Annotated in this window: 14 protein-coding genes and 1 pseudogene; 9 read left to right on the top strand and 6 right to left on the bottom strand. The window is 62.3% G+C overall.

The features are described from left to right. Positions 1-24: 24 nt before the first annotated feature. Entirely contained in the window at positions 25-1,242 is a 1,218-nt protein-coding gene (gene argJ, locus LGQ10_RS26305) for a bifunctional glutamate N-acetyltransferase/amino-acid acetyltransferase ArgJ (protein WP_226523659.1), read from the bottom strand. Positions 1,243-1,362: 120 nt separating this feature from the next. Then, positions 1,363-4,104 (bottom strand): preprotein translocase subunit SecA, encoded by a 2,742-nt coding sequence (gene secA, locus LGQ10_RS26300; RefSeq protein ID WP_226523658.1) that lies wholly within the window; start codon positions 4,102-4,104, stop codon positions 1,363-1,365. 321 nt (positions 4,105-4,425) lie between these two features. On the opposite strand from secA, the gene LGQ10_RS26295 reads away from it, so the two are divergent. Continuing rightward, the gene (locus LGQ10_RS26295; RefSeq protein WP_226523657.1) at positions 4,426-4,881 is read left to right on the top strand and encodes a DUF721 domain-containing protein; all 456 of its coding nucleotides are present in this window, start codon (positions 4,426-4,428) and stop codon (positions 4,879-4,881) included. Between the two features lies 1 nt (position 4,882). Here LGQ10_RS26295 and LGQ10_RS26290 read toward each other — a convergent pair whose 3' ends face one another. Then, complete coding sequence (locus LGQ10_RS26290; protein WP_226523656.1) at positions 4,883-6,370, bottom strand: helicase HerA-like domain-containing protein; 1,488 nt, start codon at positions 6,368-6,370, stop codon at positions 4,883-4,885. Between the two features lie 194 nt (positions 6,371-6,564). On the opposite strand from LGQ10_RS26290, the pseudogene LGQ10_RS31680 reads away from it, so the two are divergent. Next, positions 6,565-7,596: pseudogene (locus LGQ10_RS31680) on the top strand (cache domain-containing protein); the annotation flags it as partial. A 93-nt stretch (positions 7,597-7,689) separates the two neighbouring features. Continuing rightward, complete coding sequence (locus LGQ10_RS31675) at positions 7,690-8,454, top strand: methyl-accepting chemotaxis protein (protein ID WP_413247637.1); 765 nt, start codon at positions 7,690-7,692, stop codon at positions 8,452-8,454. Between the two features lie 56 nt (positions 8,455-8,510). Here LGQ10_RS31675 and LGQ10_RS26280 read toward each other — a convergent pair whose 3' ends face one another. Beyond that, positions 8,511-8,681 (bottom strand): hypothetical protein, encoded by a 171-nt coding sequence (locus LGQ10_RS26280; protein WP_226523654.1) that lies wholly within the window; start codon positions 8,679-8,681, stop codon positions 8,511-8,513. A 67-nt stretch (positions 8,682-8,748) separates the two neighbouring features. After that, positions 8,749-9,597, bottom strand: coding sequence for a formyltetrahydrofolate deformylase (purU, locus tag LGQ10_RS26275; RefSeq protein ID WP_058436398.1), 849 nt, complete (start codon positions 9,595-9,597; stop codon positions 8,749-8,751). 348 nt (positions 9,598-9,945) lie between these two features. On the opposite strand from purU, the gene mvaT reads away from it, so the two are divergent. After that, positions 9,946-10,320 (top strand): histone-like nucleoid-structuring protein MvaT, encoded by a 375-nt coding sequence (gene mvaT, locus LGQ10_RS26270; RefSeq protein ID WP_011063041.1) that lies wholly within the window; start codon positions 9,946-9,948, stop codon positions 10,318-10,320. Positions 10,321-10,422: 102 nt separating this feature from the next. Here the strand turns inward: mvaT and sbcB are convergent, their stop codons facing one another. After that, complete coding sequence (gene sbcB, locus LGQ10_RS26265; protein ID WP_058436406.1) at positions 10,423-11,850, bottom strand: exodeoxyribonuclease I; 1,428 nt, start codon at positions 11,848-11,850, stop codon at positions 10,423-10,425. A gap of 179 nt (positions 11,851-12,029) precedes the next feature. Here sbcB and LGQ10_RS26260 point away from each other — a divergent pair, with 179 nt between their 5' ends. The 5 genes from LGQ10_RS26260 to LGQ10_RS26240 are packed head-to-tail and all read left to right on the top strand — an operon-like array spanning position 12,030 to position 17,454. Further along, on the top strand, positions 12,030-12,755 hold the full coding sequence (locus tag LGQ10_RS26260) for an RDD family protein (RefSeq protein WP_058436399.1): 726 nt from the start codon (positions 12,030-12,032) through the stop codon (positions 12,753-12,755). Further along, positions 12,752-13,732: a stage II sporulation protein M gene (locus tag LGQ10_RS26255; RefSeq protein WP_058436400.1), complete on the top strand. Its 981-nt coding sequence runs from the start codon at positions 12,752-12,754 to the stop codon at positions 13,730-13,732. Before LGQ10_RS26260 ends, LGQ10_RS26255 begins: the two co-directional genes overlap by 4 nt. After that, positions 13,719-15,278 (top strand): DUF4129 domain-containing protein, encoded by a 1,560-nt coding sequence (locus LGQ10_RS26250; RefSeq protein WP_226523653.1) that lies wholly within the window; start codon positions 13,719-13,721, stop codon positions 15,276-15,278. Before LGQ10_RS26255 ends, LGQ10_RS26250 begins: the two co-directional genes overlap by 14 nt. Next, entirely contained in the window at positions 15,275-16,438 is a 1,164-nt protein-coding gene (locus tag LGQ10_RS26245) for a DUF4350 domain-containing protein (RefSeq protein ID WP_058436402.1), read from the top strand. Before LGQ10_RS26250 ends, LGQ10_RS26245 begins: the two co-directional genes overlap by 4 nt. After that, a complete protein-coding gene (locus LGQ10_RS26240) occupies positions 16,435-17,454 on the top strand; it encodes an AAA family ATPase (protein WP_058436403.1) in 1,020 nt (339 codons plus the stop codon). The genes LGQ10_RS26245 and LGQ10_RS26240 overlap by 4 nt, the downstream gene beginning before the upstream one ends.

The following is a 17,454-nucleotide window of genomic DNA, read 5'->3' as shown; positions in this document are numbered from 1 at the left end:
GCTTCGAGGCAGGCTCGCCAGGGATCAGGTACGGTATTCAGCGTTGATTTTCACGTACTCGTGAGACAGATCGGTGGTCCAGATGGTTTCGCTGCAGGTGCCACGTCCCAGCTCGATACGGATGGTGATTTCTTCCTGCTGCATCACCTCAGCACCCTGGGCTTCGGTGTAGCTCGCCGCCCGTGCGCCGCGACTGGCGATGCAGACCGCACCGAGGAACACATCGATCTTGCTGACATCCAGGTCCGGCACACCGGCACGGCCTACCGCCGCGAGGATGCGGCCCCAGTTAGGGTCGGAGGCGAACAGCGCAGTCTTGATCAGCGGCGAGTGAGCCACGGTGTAGCCCACGTCCAGGCATTCCTGGTGAGTACCGCCGCCGTTGACTTCCACGGTGACGAACTTGGTGGCACCCTCGCCGTCACGGACAATGGCCTTGGCCACGTCCATGCAGACCTCGAGGACCGCCTGCTTCAGCGCGGCGAACAGCGGGCCTGCGGCCTCGGTGATTTCCGGGAGGTCGGCCTGGCCGGTGGCGATCAGCATGCAGCAGTCATTGGTGGAGGTATCGCCATCGATGGTGATGCGGTTGAAGGACTTGTTGGCGCCGTCCAGCAGCAGGTTCTGCAGCACCTCGCGGGAGACTTTGGCATCGGTGGCGATATAACCGAGCATGGTCGCCATGTTCGGCCGGATCATCCCCGCCCCCTTGCTGATACCGGTGACCGTGATGGTCACGCCGTCATGCTGGAACTGGCGGCTGGCGCCCTTGGGCAGGGTGTCGGTGGTCATGATGCCGGTGGCTGCAGCGGCCCAGTTGTCCACGGACAGATCATCCAGGGCGGCCTGCAATGCCCCTTCGATCTTCTCCACAGGCAACGGTTCGCCGATCACCCCGGTGGAGTACGGCAACACGGCATTGGCGTCGACCCCGGTCAGTTCCGCCAGCTTGGCGCAGGTCCGGCTGGCCGCTGCCAGGCCAGGCTCGCCAGTACCGGCGTTGGCATTGCCGGTGTTGGTCAGCAGGTAACGCACCGCACCCTGCACTCGCTGCTTGGCCAGGATCACCGGCGCCGCACAGAACGCATTGAGGGTGAACACCCCGGCCACCGTGGAGCCTTCGGCACAACGCATGACCACCACATCCTTGCGCCCCGGGCGCTTGATGCCGGCCGAAGCGATACCGAGTTCGAAACCGGCAACCGGGTGCAACGTGGGCAACGGACCAAGACCAACAGCCATGAATGCGCTCCTCTTATCAGGTGTGTGCACCGTCGTCACAAGAGACGGTGTTGCAAATGGAAAAACGCCGCGACGGCTGATGCCGTCACGGCGCGGGTGTTTCAGTGTCTGGCGAGGATCTTAGTTGATCTGGCCGTGACAGTGCTTGAACTTCTTGCCCGAACCGCAGTAGCACAGTTCGTTGCGGCCCAGCTTCTGTTCATTGCGTACCGGCGCGGAGGCCAGTGCCACATCGACCTCGACGCCCTCTTCCATGGCCTCGGGCTGATCCAGGCCCGGGGCCTCGGCGTGCTCGAACTGCATGCGACGGGCCAGGGCCTCGGCTTCCTGGCGCAGGCGCGCCTCTTCCTCGGCCGGATCCTCGCGACGTACCTGGACGTGGGACAGAACCCGGATCGAATCGCGCTTGATGGAATCCAGCAGCTCGGAGAACAGGGTGAAGGATTCGCGCTTGTATTCCTGCTTCGGGTTCTTCTGCGCATAACCGCGCAAGTGGATACCGTGACGCAGGTGATCCATGGTCGACAGGTGGTCTTTCCACAGGTCGTCCAGGACGCGCAATACGATCTGCTTCTCGAAGGAGCGCAGCGCTTCCGCGCCTGCCTGGTCTTCCTTCTCGTTGTACGCGGCGATCAGTTCGCTGAGCAACTTCTCGCGCAGGGTTTCCTCGTACAGGTGATCGTCTTCGTCGAGCCATTGCTGGATCGGCAGGCTCACCCCGAAATCGCTCTGGATCGCAGCTTCCAGGCCGGCCACATCCCACTGCTCAGGCAGCGACTGTGGAGGAATGTGGGCGCTGACGGTAGCGCTCAGCACGTCCTGGCGGAAGTCGGCAATGGTTTCCCCGATGTTGTCCGCGGCCAGCAGCGTGTTGCGCATGTGATAGATCACTTTGCGCTGCTCGTTGTTGACGTCGTCGAACTCCAGCAATTGCTTGCGGATATCGAAGTTGCGGCCTTCGACCTTGCGCTGGGCCTTTTCGATGGCGTTGGTCACCATGCGGTGCTCGATCGCTTCGCCGGACTGCATCCCCAGGGCCTTCATGAAGTTCTTCACCCGGTCGGAGGCGAAGATGCGCATCAGGCTGTCTTCCAGGGACAGGTAGAAACGGCTGGAACCGGCATCACCCTGGCGGCCGGCACGACCACGCAGCTGGTTGTCGATACGGCGAGATTCATGACGCTCGGATGCAATAACCTGCAGGCCACCGGACTCCAGTACCGCCTGATGGCGCTTCTGCCAGTCGGCCTTGATCTGGGCGATCTGCTCCGGAGTCGGGCTCTCCAGGGAGGCAACTTCCACTTCCCAGTTGCCACCCAGCAGGATGTCGGTACCACGACCGGCCATGTTGGTGGCGATGGTCAGCGCGCCCGGGCGACCGGCCTGGGCAATGATCTCGGCTTCCTTTTCGTGGAACTTGGCGTTCAGGACCTTGTGCTCGATGCCTTCCTTGTTCAGCAGGTTGGATACGTGCTCGGAAGTCTCGATGGTCGCGGTGCCGACCAGGATAGGACGCCCCTGGGCCATGCCGTCCTTGATGTCGTTGATGATCGCCGCGTACTTCTCTTCGGCGGTCAGGAACACCAGGTCGTTGTAGTCTTTACGTGCCAGCGGCTTGTTCGGCGGGATGACCATCACCGACAGACCATAGATCTGATGGAACTCGAACGCCTCGGTGTCAGCAGTACCGGTCATGCCGGACAGCTTGTTGTACAGGCGGAAGTAGTTCTGGAAGGTGGTCGAGGCCAGGGTCTGGCTTTCGGCCTGGATGTTGAGGTTTTCCTTGGCCTCGATGGCCTGGTGCAGGCCCTCGGAAAGACGACGGCCGGGCATGGTACGGCCGGTGTGCTCATCCACCAGGACCACCTGGCCATCCTGCACGATGTATTCGACGTTGCGGTTGAACAGCTTGTGCGCCCGCAGACCGGCATAGACGTGGGTCAGCAGGCCCAGGTTGTGGGCCGAGTACAGGCTCTCGCCTTCGGCCAGCAGGCCTACCTGGGTCAGCATCTCTTCGATGAACTGATGGCCGGCTTCGTTGAGTTCGACCTGACGGGTCTTCTCGTCGACGGTGAAGTGACCGGCCTTGGTGACCTGGCCTTCCACTTCCTCGATGTGCTGTTCAAGACGCGGGATCAGCTTGTTGATCTCGGTGTACAGGCGGGAACTGTCCTCGGCCTGACCGGAAATGATCAACGGGGTACGGGCTTCGTCGATGAGGATCGAGTCGACCTCGTCGATCACGGCAAAATTGAGCTCGCGCTGGAATTTTTCTTCCATGCTGAAAGCCATGTTGTCGCGCAGGTAGTCGAAACCGAATTCATTGTTGGTGCCGTAGGTGATATCGGCGGCGTAGGCGGCGCGCTTTTCCTCCGGCGGCTGGAACGGCGTGACCACGCCGACGCTCAGGCCAAGGAACTCATACAGCGGGCGCATCCAGTTGGCGTCGCGACGTGCCAGGTAGTCGTTCACCGTCACAACGTGCACGCCCTTGCCGGACAGCGCATTGAGGTAGACACCCAGGGTCGCTACCAGGGTCTTGCCCTCACCGGTACGCATTTCGGCAATCTTGCCTTCATGCAAGGTCATGCCGCCGATCAGTTGCACGTCGAAGTGACGCATCCCCATGATTCGCTTGCCGGCTTCACGGGCGACCGCAAAGGCTTCGGGTAACAGCTTGTCGAGGGTTTCACCCTTGGCGATACGGGCCTTGAACTCTGCAGTCTTGGCACGCAATTGATCGTCCGAAAGGGCCACCATTTGCTCTTCGAAGGCATTGACGATCTGTACCGTCTTGAGCATGCGTTTGACTTCACGCTCGTTCTTGCTTCCAAAAAGTTTCTTTAACAAAGGCGCAAACATATCGGCAGGATCTTCCACACATAGGGTTGGAGGGCGGCCCCGTGAGTCGCCCGAGCAGCCCTCATGGCCGCACGCGAACGAGCATTCTACCCGGAAACGATGGTGAGGAAAGTGGCGTTATTCCACGATGCTGGCACAGCGCTTTGACGGGGCCCACTTAAAATAAGGGCTTTTCGTTGAACTTCAAGTGCATTCGCCACAGAAGTTACTGATCACGATCAGCAAAGGTTCGCAAACCCATCCGAGACCCGAAAACGACGAGCCAGGTTTGCCGGACGCTTTCTGTTACCATGGCGGCTCTGTAACTTCAGGTTTCTGATCATGGCATTTCGCCCCCTTACGGCACGTCCCCCTGCCGTTCTTCTTCGCGAAGCCAAACCCCTCAAGGCCATACTCGGCCATGCCCAGCGGCTGGCGCACCTGCAGCGCCTGCTGGACAGCCAGTTGCAACCCGCGGCGCGTGAACACTGCCACGTCGCGTCCTGGCGCGAAGGCAGCCTGCTGCTGATCGTCACCGACGGCCACTGGGCCACCCGCCTGCGCTACCAGCAAAAACGCCTGCAACGCCAACTGCTGGCATTCGACGAGTTTGCCCACCTGACGCGCATCCTGTTCAAGGTCCAGCCCCCTACCGTCCAGCGAGGAGCGGCGGGGCATAACCTGGACCTGTCGAACAACGCCGCCCAGACCATCCAGGCCACTGCCGACGGTATCTCCGACCCCAACCTGCGCGCCGCCCTGGAGCGCCTGGCCAGCCACGCCAGACCGCGCGACTGACTCAGCGGCGCTTGCTACCGCCCAGCAGCGACCCCATCAGGCCTCGCACCAACTGCCGGCCCAACTGATTGGCCGCCTGACGCATCGCCGACTTCAACGCCTGCCCGGCTGCAGTGCCAAGGAACTCGCCGGCACGATCGGCCAGGCTCGGCTCCTGGGCTGCCGGCTTGCCGGCCTCGGCCTGGTCCTGCGGCGCCAGGTCCTTGCGCCCCATCAGCACTTCATAGGCAGACTCACGGTCGATCGGCTTGTCGTAGCGCCCCAGCAGCGCAGAACTGGCGATCAGTGCCTGGCGCTCGGCCTCGGTCAACGGCCCGATCCGTGATTGCGGCGGTGCCACCAGCACCCGCTGGACCATCTCCGGCGTCCCCTTGTCCTGCAGCGTACCCACCAGCGCCTCGCCGATACCCAACTCGGTGAGCACCGCCAGGGCGTCGAACGCCGGGTTGGGCCGGAAGCCATCAGCCACCGCACGCAGCGATTTCTGTTCCTTGGCCGTGAACGCCCGCAGGCCATGCTGGATACGCAAGCCCAACTGCGCCAGCACATCGTCCGGCAGGTCCCCCGGTGACTGCGTCACGAAGAACACTCCCACGCCCTTGGAACGAATCAGGCGCACCACTTGCTCCAGGCGATCCTGCAATGCCTTGGGCGTACCGGCGAACAGCAGGTGCGCCTCATCGAAAAACAGTGCCAGCAGTGGCTTGTCGGCATCGCCACGTTCGGGCAACTGCTCGAACAGCTCAGCCAGCAGCCATAAAAGGAAGGTGGCATAGACTTTTGGTGCCTCGTGCACCAGGCGACTGGCATCGAGCAAATGAATCCGCCCACGGCCATCGGCGGCTGGTTGCAGGATGTCCTCCAACTGCAGCGCGGGCTCACCGAACAGCGATTCGGCACCCTGCTGCTCCAGCGTGGCCAGGCGTCGCAACAGCGCCTGACTGGAACCGGTGGTCATCAGCGCTGCGTCTTCGCCCAGCAGCTGCGGGTTGTCCTTGAGATGGTTGAGCAGCGCCTTGAGGTCCTTGAGGTCCAGCAACAGCAAGCCTTCGCGGTCCGCCACCTTGAACGCCGCATACAACGCCGACTGCTGGCTGTCGGTGAGCTCCAGCAAGCTGCCCAGCAACAGCGGGCCCATTTCGCTCAGGGTGGTACGCAGTGGATGACCGGACTGACCATGAACGTCCCACAAGGTCACCGGATAAGCCTGAGGCCGATGATTAAGCCAGGGCATGCCGGCAATCCGTTCGGCGACCTTGCCCTGGGGATTGCCCGCGGCACCCAGTCCGCACAGGTCACCCTTGATGTCCGCTGCGAACACCGCCACCCCGGCATCGCTGAAGGCCTCCGCCAGGCGTTGCAGGGTAACGGTCTTGCCGGTACCGGTGGCACCAGCCACCAGGCCATGGCGGTTGGCCAGGCGCATGGCCTGGGCGATCGGCTGGCCATCGAGGCCGGCACCGATGATGAGTTGCGATGAGTCAGGCATTTTGTCACCCCTGGTTAATCTTTGGCCTTACACGGTCGATATGAAGAAATGATGGATCAGAAGTATCTGAAATAAAGGTCAGGTAATTCCTTAGGGACAGATGGAGATATCAGCTTACTTATAACACCGCCTATTTTGCGCGCCGTTCCAACCCGATGCCCTGGACTCAAAGACCTTAGCGGACACCCCAAGCCATGAACAAAAATCTGCGCTTCAGCCACAAGATCCTGCTTGCCGCCTCGCTGATCGTCATAGCTGCCTTTGCACTATTCACGCTCTATAACGATTACCTGCAACGTAACGCCATCCGTGATGATCTGGACAACTATCTTCAGGAAATGGGTGACGTCACCGCAAAAAATATTCAGACCTGGCTCGCCGGCCGCGCCTTGCTGATCGAAAATCTCTCCCAGTCGGTAGCCCTGAACCCCGACCCGGCCAATGTCAGCAACTTGCTGGAACAGAAGGCCGTGAGCTCCACCTTCATGGGCGCCTACCTGGGTAACAAGGACGGCAGTTTCATCATCCGCCCGGACAGCAAGATGCCCGACGGCTACGATCCGCGTGCCCGCCCCTGGTACAAGAGCGCTGAAAGCACCAACGGCTCGGCCCTGACCGAACCCTATGTCGACCTGGCGACCGGACAGCTGGTGATCTCCATCGTCGACAGCGTGCTCAAGAACGGCCAGCGCGTCGGCGCCGTAGGCGGCGACCTGAGCCTGCAAGTCATTGCCGACAGCATCAACGCCCTGGACTTCGACGGCATGGGTTACGCCTTCCTGATCAGCGCCGACGGCAAGGTACTGGTCCACCCGGACAAGAACCTGGTGATGAAGAACCTCAAGGACATCTACCCCCAGGACACGCCGAAGATCAGCAATGAACTGAGCGAGATCAGCGTCGATGGCAAGCCTCGCATCGTCACCTTCACCCAGATCAAGGGCCTGTCGTCGGTCAACTGGTACATCGGCCTGTCGGTAGACAAGGACAAGGCCTTCGCCATGCTCAGCGAATTCCGCACATCGGCGCTGATCGCCACCCTGACGGCTGTGGCGCTGACCATCGCCCTGCTGGGCCTGCTGATCCGCTTGCTGATGCAACCGCTGCACGTGATGACCCGCGCCATGCAGGACATCGCCGACGGTGAAGGCGACCTGACCCGCCGCCTGAACATCCACAACCACGACGAGTTCGGCATCCTGGGTACGGCCTTCAACCGCTTCGTCGAGCGTATCCACGGTTCGATCCGTGAAGTCTCCTCGGCCACCGAGCATGTCAACGAAGTAGCCCTGCGCGTGGTGAGCGCCTCCAACTCGTCGATGCTCAATTCCGATGAACAGGCCAGCCGCACCAACAGCGTCGCAGCCGCTATCAATCAGCTGGGAGCTGCAGCCCAGGAAATCGCTCGCAACGCGGCCCAGGCCTCGCAACAAGCCAGCGACGCCCGCAACCTGGCCGAGGATGGCCAGCAGGTGGTGGATCGCAGCATCCATGCGATGAACCAGCTGTCCGACATGATCAGCGCCTCCAGCAGCAACATCGAGACCCTCAACAGCAAGACCGTGAACATCGGCCAGATCCTCGAAGTGATCACCAGCATTTCCCAGCAGACCAACTTGCTGGCACTCAACGCCGCGATCGAGGCTGCCCGTGCCGGCGAGGCCGGACGCGGATTCGCCGTGGTGGCCGACGAAGTGCGCAACCTGGCCCACCGCACCCAGGAATCAGCGCAACAGGTCCAGACCATGATCGAGGAGCTGCAGGTCGGCGCCCGCGAATCCGTCAGCACCATGAGCAATAGCCAGCGCCACAGCCAGGACAGCGTGGAAATCGCCAACCAGGCCGGAGAACGCCTGAACAGCGTGACCCAGCGCATCGGCGAGATCGACGGCATGAACCAGTCGGTGGCCACCGCCACGGAGGAACAGACCTCGGTGGTGGAATCCATCAACATGGATATCACCGAGATCAACACCCTGAATCAGGAAGGCGTGGAAAACCTGCAGGCGACCCTGCGCGCCTGCTCCGACCTGGAACAGCAAGCGGCGCGCTTGAAGCAGCTGGTCGGCAGTTTCAGGATCTGAACATCGGGGCCAAAGGCCCCTGACAGGCCGGCCCGAACCAGGGCCGGCCGCGACTTTCAGTGCGATTGCTCGTCGGGGGCTTGTTGCAACTGCTGCCACAACTCGGCAGCCCCCGGAAACTCGGTGCCATCGTCGGCATCGAGTTCATCGGGGTCGTAGCGACTCAAGCAACCCTCACCGAGAACGGAGGGCGCCTGGGAGGTGGCTTTATCCAGTGGATCGGTCATCGGGCTGACCTCTTAGATTGCAAACCAGGACCGGGATATTCAGCACCCGCTCCTGGTTTTTTTTCAATCAGAACACCACGGTCTTGTTGCCGTGCACCAGCACGCGGTCTTCCAGGTGGTAGCGCAGGCCACGGGCCAGGACCATCTTCTCCACATCACGGCCGAACCGCACCATGTCCTCGATGCTGTCGCTGTGGCTGACCCGCACCACGTCCTGCTCGATGATCGGACCGGCGTCCAGCTCTTCGGTGACGTAGTGGCAGGTAGCACCGATCAGCTTCACGCCACGCAGGGAAGCCTGGTGGTAAGGCTTGGCGCCGACGAAGGACGGCAGGAAGCTGTGGTGGATGTTGATGACCTGCTGGGCATACTCCTGGCACAGCTGCGGTGGCAGGATTTGCATGTAGCGGGCCAGTACCACCACGTCGGCACGGTGTTCCTTCACCAGGCGGGAAACCTCGGCGAAAGCCGGCTGCTTGTCCTTCGGGTCCACCGGAACGTGGAAGAACGGAATGCCATGCCACTCGACCATGCTGCGCAGGTCGTCATGGTTGGAAATGACGCAAGGAATATCGCAGTCCAGCTCGTTGCTGTGCCAGCGGTGCAGCAGGTCGGCCAGGCAGTGGGACTCGCGGCTGGCCATCAATACCACGCGCTTTTTCTCGGCGGTATCAGTGATCCGCCAGTCCATCGAGAACTCTTCGGCGATCGGCGTGAACGCCTCGCGAAACGCTTCTAGGCCAAATGGCAGGGAGTCGGCACGAATCTCGTGGCGCATGAAGAACCAGCCACTCTGGTTGTCCGAGTGGTGGCTCGCTTCGGTGATCCAACCGTTATGGGAGGCCAGAAAGTTACTGACTTTGGCAACGATGCCAACGCGGTCAGGGCAAGAAATCACCAACCGAAAGGTGCGCATGGGGGGAAAACTCCAGAACTTCGCAAAGGTCGCCATTCTAGCCATTGCGCAGCAAAACTGCAGTATTCATTGCGCCTCGTCAGCGGATCAAGATCGAAGACAGGGCCTTAGATCCCGCTTAACCAGCAGTGTTCCCACTGCAGATGCCGAGACTTGCAAATAGCACACAACTAGTTTTGAACATCACAAGAAAATGTGCCGAGCTATTAAATAGCGAAATGGCTGTTACCCCTGAAGATACTAAGAAGATCAAATAAAACACCGACATTATGTTTACTTGCACAAAGTCCGTGACTATTATTGCGACATTGTCACCCAGCCACCCAGCGCCCACCAAGGTAGCCCTCCATGTCTCTGATCAACGAATACCGTGCTACAGAAGAAGCCATCAAAGAACTGCAAGCACGTTTGAAAAACCTGTCGCAAGACGACAAGCTGAAGGCCGAACTGGAGTTCGAAGGCAAACTGCGCAGCCTGATGGGCGAGTACTCCAAGTCCCTGCGCGACATCATCGCGCTGCTCGATCCAGACTCCAAAGTTAAAGCGCCTCGCGCCGCTGTAAAAACCACTGGCACCAAGCGCGCTCGTAAAGTTAAACAGTACAAGAACCCGCACAACGGTGAAGTCATCGAAACCAAAGGCGGCAACCACAAAACCCTCAAAGAGTGGAAAGCCAAGTGGGGTGGTGATGTGGTTGAAGGCTGGGCAACCCTGCTGGGCTAAGGCTCACAGACTGGTTCCCGGTCTTTTCAGCACAACTAAAAAACGCCAGGTCACTGGCGTTTTTTATGTCCGATGATTTCTCCGATCATCGGCGTCAACTTCTCAAAGAGCCAGACGCAGGGCCAGAGCACGAACATATTCCTGCCACTGCTCCAGGACCTGGCGCTGCGCCGAATCCGCACTTAACAGGGACTGTTCCAGGCCCTGCCGAAAACTTTCCAGGGTATTGGGCGCCCCCAGTTGCGGATCAAGCAAACGCTGCTGGCAGAACCCTCGCCAGCGCTCTTGCTCGTCCTTGCTCAATGTTTCTGTAAAGTTACGAGCCCGGTAACGGAACAGTAGTTCCGGCAACCGCTCATCATCGAATGGCCATTGTTGCAACGCCAAATGCTGCGGATCGGCCTGCCGCACTTGTTCGCACAAACGTCGGTCACGGTCGCCAATAAACCCATCGTACAACTGTTGCTCCGGGTCCTCGCTGGCAGCGAACTCGTCGGGGCCATAAATCAGCGAAAGTTTGTCCTGCCAAACTTCCCGGGCCTCGCTCAGGCGCACAGCACGGCGCTGATATTCTTGCAGGTCCAAGTTCAGGCGCTGTTGATCTTCGCCACGCAATACGTTCAACGGCGCCACCACCGGGCAACGATTGATATGAATGAGCTTGAGCGGCACTGGCAACTCACCCTCGGCCAGGTCCTCGCGCCGGGTATACAGACGCTGGCGCAATGTCTCGGCATCCAGGTCCAGGAGCCCCTGGGGATCCAGGTGCAGGTCGCAGACGATCAACGCGTTACGGTTGCGGGGATGCCACGCCAGGGGCAGGACTACACCGACGTAATGCCGGGCCGCCGAAAAGCGTCCGGAGATGTGCACCAACGGTTGCAACAAGCGGATCTGATCCATGACCTTCTGCTTGCTGCGCAACTGGAACAGCCAGTCATAGAGTTTGGGCTGCCGGTCGCGAATCAGTCGTGCCAGGGCAATGGTCGCCCGGACATCGGACAAGGCATCGTGGGCCTGGCCGTGATCGATCCCATTGGCCGCCGTCAGACGCTCCAGTTTCAGTGTCACCTGGCCCTGCTCCTCGGGCCAGACGATACCTTGGGGCCTGAGGGCATACGCCGCACGGACCACATCGATCAGGTCCCAGCGACTGTTACCGCCCTGCCACTCCCGGGCGTAAGGGTCGAAGAAATTGCGGTACAGGCTGTAGCGGGTCATCTCGTCGTCAAAACGCAAGGTGTTATAGCCCACGCCACAGGTTCCCGGACGCGCCAACTGTTCGTGTACCCGAGTCATGAAGTCCGCCTCGCCCAGGCCACGCTCGGCCAGGCGGTCAGGCGTGATACCAGTGATCATGCAGGCCGCCGGGTGCGGCAGGATATCGTCGGCGAGCTGGCAATGGAGATTGATCGGCTCTTCGATTTCATTGAGCGCCAGGTCGGTGCGAATACCAGCCACTTGCAACGGGCGATCGTTGCGTGGGTTGATGCCTGTGGTTTCGTAGTCGTACCAAAAGAGGGAAGTCACGGCCTGTTCCTGAACTGAAAGACCGACGCAGTCTAGGCGTTCGCAGGCCGCCAGGGCCAGCCGCATGCGTCTTCGCTCCTGCCGCACAGTGGTTTAATTCGCAGTTAATGATGTCGTTTGCCCCTCAGACACTGCTAGCATCGGCGCTGGATTTTTCTCTACCAGCCAGCAAGTCGCCCATGCTCCAGACCTCAGCAACGCCAAGGAACGCATCGCTGCCCCCGCCACTGGATACGCGGTACCAGGTCGAAACCCCGGAAGGGATCGATCTGCCACTGCGGCCTGCGGGGCTGCTGGTCCGTGCCTTGGCCTACAGCCTGGACCTGGGCATCCGTGGGTTGGTCATGGGCGTGCTGTTCGTTGTCCTCGGCTTTTTTGGCGAGATCGGTATCGGCCTGGGCTCGATCCTGCTGTTCCTGACCAGTTGGTGGTACATGGTGCTGTTCGAAGTACTGAACCAGGGCCGCTCTCCCGGCAAACAGATGATGGGACTGCGAGTGGTGCAGGACGACGGCACGCCGATCGGCTGGAGCGCCTCCCTGACCCGCAACCTGCTGCGCTTTGCCGACATGCTGCCGTTCGGCTATTTCCTCGGCGCCATCAGCTGCCTGCAGCACCCGGCGTTCAAGCGCCTCGGCGACCTGGCGGCTGGCACCCTGGTGATCTATCGCGAGCAGCCGGTCAAGCGTCCGGAACTGCCTCCAGCCACGCCCCGCACCGCACCCTTTGCCCTGAGCCTCAATGAACAGCGGGCGATCCTCGGTTTTGCCGAGCGCCAGGCCCAGTTGTCGACCGAACGGACCCGGGAACTGGCGGCCATCCTGGCCCAGCCGCTGCACGTACCCACCGCCCAGGCCACTGCCGAACTCAACGGCATTGCCCGCGGTTTCCTGGGAGCGACATGAAACAAAGTCTTTTTGAAAGTCGCCACCAGGCTCAGTGGCAGCAGTTCGAACAACAGCTCGCAGACCTTGAACGAGGACGAGCCAAGGCCGAGCAATGCCAGACCTTCGTGCAGGACTACCGACGCTTGTGCCAACACCTGGCACTGGCCGAGGAGCGTGGCTACAGCAGCTACCTGATCGATCCCTTGCAGCAGCTGGCCCTGCGCGGCCATCAGCAGCTGTATCGCCGGCGCACCACCATCAGCGCCAGCGTGCTGGCTTTCCTGCTGGCCGACTTCCCGCGCCTGGTCCGCAGGGAATGGCGCCTGGTGCTGATCGCCAGCCTGTTGTTCTTTGCCAGCCTGCTGGGCATCGGCCTGCTGGTCTACCTGTTCCCGGAGCTCATCTACAGCCTGCTGGACCAGCAACAGGTGAGCGAGATGCAAGGCATGTACGATCCCGCTGCCGGCCGCCTGGGCCGAGCCGTCGAACGTGCCTCCAGTGAAGACTGGGTGATGTTCGGCTACTACATCATGCACAACATCGGCATCGCCTTTCAGACGTTCGCCAGCGGCCTGCTGTTCGGCGTCGGCAGCGTGTTCTTCCTGGTCTTCAACGGCCTGATCATCGGCGCCATCGCCGGCCACCTGACCCAGATCGGCTTCGGCCAGACCTTCTGGCCCTTCGTCATCGGCCATGGCGCCTTCGAGCTGACGGCCATCGCCCTGTCCGGCGCCGCCGGCCTGAAACTGGGCTGGGCGCTGATCGCTCCCGGTCGCCTGCCCCGAGGTGAAGCACTGCTGCAAGCGGCGCGCGTCAGCGTGCAACTGGTGTACGGCGTGATCCTGTTTCTGCTGGTCGCGGCATTCATCGAAGCCTACTGGTCCTCCATGACCTGGCCCGCACCCTGGATCAAGTACAGCGTCGGCGCCGTGCTCTGGGGCCTGGTACTGGCCTACCTGACCCTCGCCGGACGAGCCCCTCATGCGCCTGAGTGACGCCAGCGTGGTGATCCGCCCGCGCAACGCCTGGGAAGCCATGGACCTGGGGATACTCCTGAGCCAGCGTCACCGACGCCTGCTGATGGCCAGTTGGGCCATCGCCAGCCTGCCGGTATTTGCCCTGCTGAGCCTGTTGCTGTGGGATTGGCCGTCCCTGGCGCTGTTGTTGTTCTGGTGGCTGAAACCAGCCTTCGAGCGCTTGCCGCTGTACATCCTGTCCAAGGCCCTGTTCGGCGAAACCCCGGGGCTGGGCCAGGCCCTGCGGCAGTGGCCGCGCCTGCTCAAGCCGCAGTTGCTAGCCAGCCTGACCTGGCGCCGCTTGAGCATGAGTCGCAGTTTCCTGATGCCGGTGGTGCAACTCGAAGGACTCAGCGGCGATGCCCGACAGCAGCGCCTGGGCGTGCTGCTGCAGCGCAACGCCGGCGCCGCACGCTGGCTGACGCTGATCGGCATGCACCTGGAAGGCGCCCTGTGGATCGGCTTGATGGTGCTGTTCTACCTGCTGCTGCCACAACAGGTGGAACTGGAATGGAACTGGCAGTCCCTGATCGTCGCGGCCCAGCAGGACTGGCTGTGGCTGGAGCACCTGACCAACGTGTTCTACGCCCTGGTGCTGGTGGCCTGGGAGCCGATCTACGTGGCCTGTGGTTTCAGCCTGTACCTCAATCGGCGCACCGAACTGGAAGCCTGGGACATCGAGCTGGTGTTCCGCCGGCTGCGCCAGCGCCTTGCAGGCACCACGGCATTGCTGGTGATGGCTGGCGCCCTGTTGCTGGCCCCGACCCAATCGCTCTGGGCCGCCCCCGCCAGCACTGCCAAGCAGGCCGTGGCGGGCCCAGAGAGTCCGCGCCTGCTGCAACAGCCGCTGACCAGCCAGGCGGCACAGGACAGCATCAAGGCCATCCTGGAAAAGCCGCCGTTCAAGAATCAGGAGTCGGTGACCCGCTATCGCTTCGGCGAAGAACAGGCCCCGAAAAAAGACGCCAAGGGGCAACCACCAGGCTGGCTCAAGAGCCTGCTGGAAAGCCTCGACAAGGGCCATTTCAGCACCCTGGGCAAAGTCCTTGAGATCCTGCTCTGGGGTCTGCTGCTCGGGGCCCTGGCCTGGCTGCTGTGGCACTATCGCGACTGGCTGCGCACCTTCGTCGGCTGGCGCCCGCACCCACGCAAGAAACGCCCACCGGTCAGGCCCCAGCAACTGTTTGGCCTGGAGGTCGGTAGCCAGACCCTGCCGGACGATGTCGCAGCCCGCGCTGCCGAACTCTGGCCGAGCCAGCCACGCGAGGCTCTGGGCCTGCTCTACCGGGCCCTGCTCAGCCGATTGCTGGAAGACTTCCAGTTGCCCCTGGACATCGGCGACACCGAAGGCCAGGTGCTGGAACACGTCAAGGCCCTGCAGCACCCGCAACTGGAGAGCTTCAGCACCGAGCTGACCCGGCACTGGCAGAACATGGCCTACGGACACCAGACTCCCGGTGCCCAGGCCCAACCGCAACTGTGCGATGGCTGGCGCCAGCTGTTCGGCCCCGGAGCCACCTCATGACCCGCGTTGTCTGGAGCATCCTTGCCCTGCTGGTGCTGCTGGTACTCGGCGCCAGTGGCTACTACCTCTACCGCCATGCCACTCCCTATCAAGAGCTGGTGGATCACGGCCCCTCGCCGGAAGCCCTGGCCAATCCCTACCTGGCCGCCGAGACGTTCCTGCGCGAACGCGGCCTCAAGGTGGAACACGCCAACGGCCTGCAAGTGCTGGGGGCTCTCAAGCCTGCCGGCAACAGCCTGCTGATGCTGGGGGAGCGCTCGAACATGAGCCCGCACCAGGCCGACCAGGTCCTGGACTGGGCCCGCGCCGGAGGCCACCTGGTGTTCGTCGCCGAAGCACTGTGGGACGAAGAGACCGAACAGAGCGGCGACCTGCTGCTGGATCGGGTCAAGATCCACCAGATGATGAGCGAGGATCTCGAGGAGCCGCCGGAACCGGACGAGCACGATGCCCATCCGAAACTGACCAAGGTCCATGTCGACGGCGAAAAGGCCCCGGCCTATGTCGGCTTCGACACCGCCTACCACCTCGACGACCCGGACAGCCTCGCGCTGTCATGGGCCAACAGCGGCATGGCGACCCACATGCTCCAGCTCGAATACGGCAAAGGCAGCATCACCGTGCTGACCGACGCCGACATCTGGAAGACCCCGGCCATCGGTCGCTACGACAACGCCTGGCTGTTGTGGTACCTGAACGCCGATACCGCGGTGACGCTGCTGTTCAACACCGATCATCCGAACCTCTGGCAACTGCTGTGGAAGAACTTCCCCCAGGCCCTGGTCGCCCTCGGCCTGCTCATCGGCCTGTGGCTGTGGCACGCCAGCGCCCGCCAGGGGCCGCTGCAGGCGCCCAAGCCCAAGGCCCGGCGCCAGCTGCTGGAACACCTGCGCGCCAGCGCCGTCTTCCTCCTGCGCCATGGCGGTCAAGGCCCGTTGTTGCATGCCCTGCAACTGGACATTCGGCGTCGGGCCAGGCGCCGCCATCCCGGATTCGAACAGCTGGAGCCTGACGCCCAATGGGAGGTGCTCGCGCTGCTCAGCCAGCAATCCGTGGATGCGGTCAGGCAAGCACTGCAACCCTTGTCCGGGCAACGCCTGTCCAGCACCGACTTCAGCCACCAGGTCGCCCACCTGCAAACTCTCAGGAATGCCTTATGAGCGAACAACCCATAGAACCGCTCGAATCCGCCGAGCCGTCCCGGGCTACTGCGGCCCAGCAGCGTCAACGAGCCAGCCAGCTGGCCCAGGCCGTGCGCCAGGAGCTGCAAAAGGTCGTGATCGGCCAGCAAGCCGTGATCGATGATGTGCTCACCGCTCTGATCGCCGGCGGTCACGTGCTGCTCGAGGGTGTCCCCGGCCTGGGCAAGACCCTGCTGGTACGGGCCCTGGCTCGCTGCTTCGGCGGCGAGTTCGCGCGCATCCAGTTCACGCCCGACCTGATGCCCAGCGACGTTACCGGCCATGCTGTGTATGACCTTCAGACCGAGCAGTTCAAGCTGCGCAAAGGTCCGCTGTTCACCAACCTGTTGCTGGCCGACGAGATCAACCGCGCCCCGGCCAAGACCCAGGCCGCCCTCCTGGAAGCCATGCAGGAACGCCAGGTCACGCTAGAGGGTCAGGCGCTGCCCATTGCCCAGCCATTCATGGTCCTGGCTACCCAGAACCCTATCGAGCAGGAAGGCACCTACCCGCTGCCCGAAGCCGAGCTGGACCGTTTCATGCTCAAGCTGCGCATGGACTACCCGGACGCCGACCAGGAACTGGAGATGGTGCGCCAGGTGGCGCGCTCGACCCGCGCCGACATGCTCGATGTCCAGCCCCTGCGCACCGTGCTGCAGGCCGAGGACGTGCAGGCCCTGCAACGCATCGCCAGCGAACTGCCGCTGGACGAACAGGTGCTCGACTATGCCGTGCGCCTGGCCCGGGCCACCCGTAGCTGGCCAGGCTTGATCCTCGGTGCCGGCCCGCGCGCGTCAATCGCCCTGGTACGCGGTGCCCGGGCCCGGGCCTTGCTGCGGGGCGGCGAGTTCGTGATTCCCGATGACATCAAGGACTGCGCCATGGCCGTGTTGCGCCATCGGGTGCGAGTCGCTCCGGAGCTGGACATCGAGGGTCTGTCGGTGGAACAGGTGCTCAAGCAGATGCTCGAGCAGATTCCGGCACCTCGCCTGTGA

Origin of the sequence: Pseudomonas sp. L5B5, from assembly GCF_020520285.1 — a bacterium.
GTDB lineage: Bacteria > Pseudomonadota > Gammaproteobacteria > Pseudomonadales > Pseudomonadaceae > Aquipseudomonas.
The sequence above is the reverse complement of the archived record's forward strand: the minus strand, read 5'-3'. Positions and strand labels throughout refer to the sequence as shown.

Excerpts from the sequence above, each read along its gene's own strand:
- argJ (WP_226523659.1), bottom strand. The coding sequence starts at position 1,242 with ATGGCTGTTGGTCTTGGTCCGTTGCCCACGTTGCACCCGGTTGCCGGT.
- secA (WP_226523658.1), bottom strand. The coding sequence starts at position 4,104 with ATGTTTGCGCCTTTGTTAAAGAAACTTTTTGGAAGCAAGAACGAGCGT.
- LGQ10_RS26295 (WP_226523657.1), top strand. The coding sequence starts at position 4,426 with ATGGCATTTCGCCCCCTTACGGCACGTCCCCCTGCCGTTCTTCTTCGC.
- LGQ10_RS26290 (WP_226523656.1), bottom strand. The coding sequence starts at position 6,370 with ATGCCTGACTCATCGCAACTCATCATCGGTGCCGGCCTCGATGGCCAG.
- LGQ10_RS31675 (WP_413247637.1), top strand. The coding sequence starts at position 7,690 with ATGCTCAATTCCGATGAACAGGCCAGCCGCACCAACAGCGTCGCAGCC.
- LGQ10_RS26280 (WP_226523654.1), bottom strand. The coding sequence starts at position 8,681 with ATGACCGATCCACTGGATAAAGCCACCTCCCAGGCGCCCTCCGTTCTC.
- purU (WP_058436398.1), bottom strand. The coding sequence starts at position 9,597 with ATGCGCACCTTTCGGTTGGTGATTTCTTGCCCTGACCGCGTTGGCATC.
- mvaT (WP_011063041.1), top strand. The coding sequence starts at position 9,946 with ATGTCTCTGATCAACGAATACCGTGCTACAGAAGAAGCCATCAAAGAA.
- LGQ10_RS26260 (WP_058436399.1), top strand. The coding sequence starts at position 12,030 with ATGCTCCAGACCTCAGCAACGCCAAGGAACGCATCGCTGCCCCCGCCA.
- LGQ10_RS26255 (WP_058436400.1), top strand. The coding sequence starts at position 12,752 with ATGAAACAAAGTCTTTTTGAAAGTCGCCACCAGGCTCAGTGGCAGCAG.
- LGQ10_RS26250 (WP_226523653.1), top strand. The coding sequence starts at position 13,719 with ATGCGCCTGAGTGACGCCAGCGTGGTGATCCGCCCGCGCAACGCCTGG.
- LGQ10_RS26245 (WP_058436402.1), top strand. The coding sequence starts at position 15,275 with ATGACCCGCGTTGTCTGGAGCATCCTTGCCCTGCTGGTGCTGCTGGTA.
- LGQ10_RS26240 (WP_058436403.1), top strand. The coding sequence starts at position 16,435 with ATGAGCGAACAACCCATAGAACCGCTCGAATCCGCCGAGCCGTCCCGG.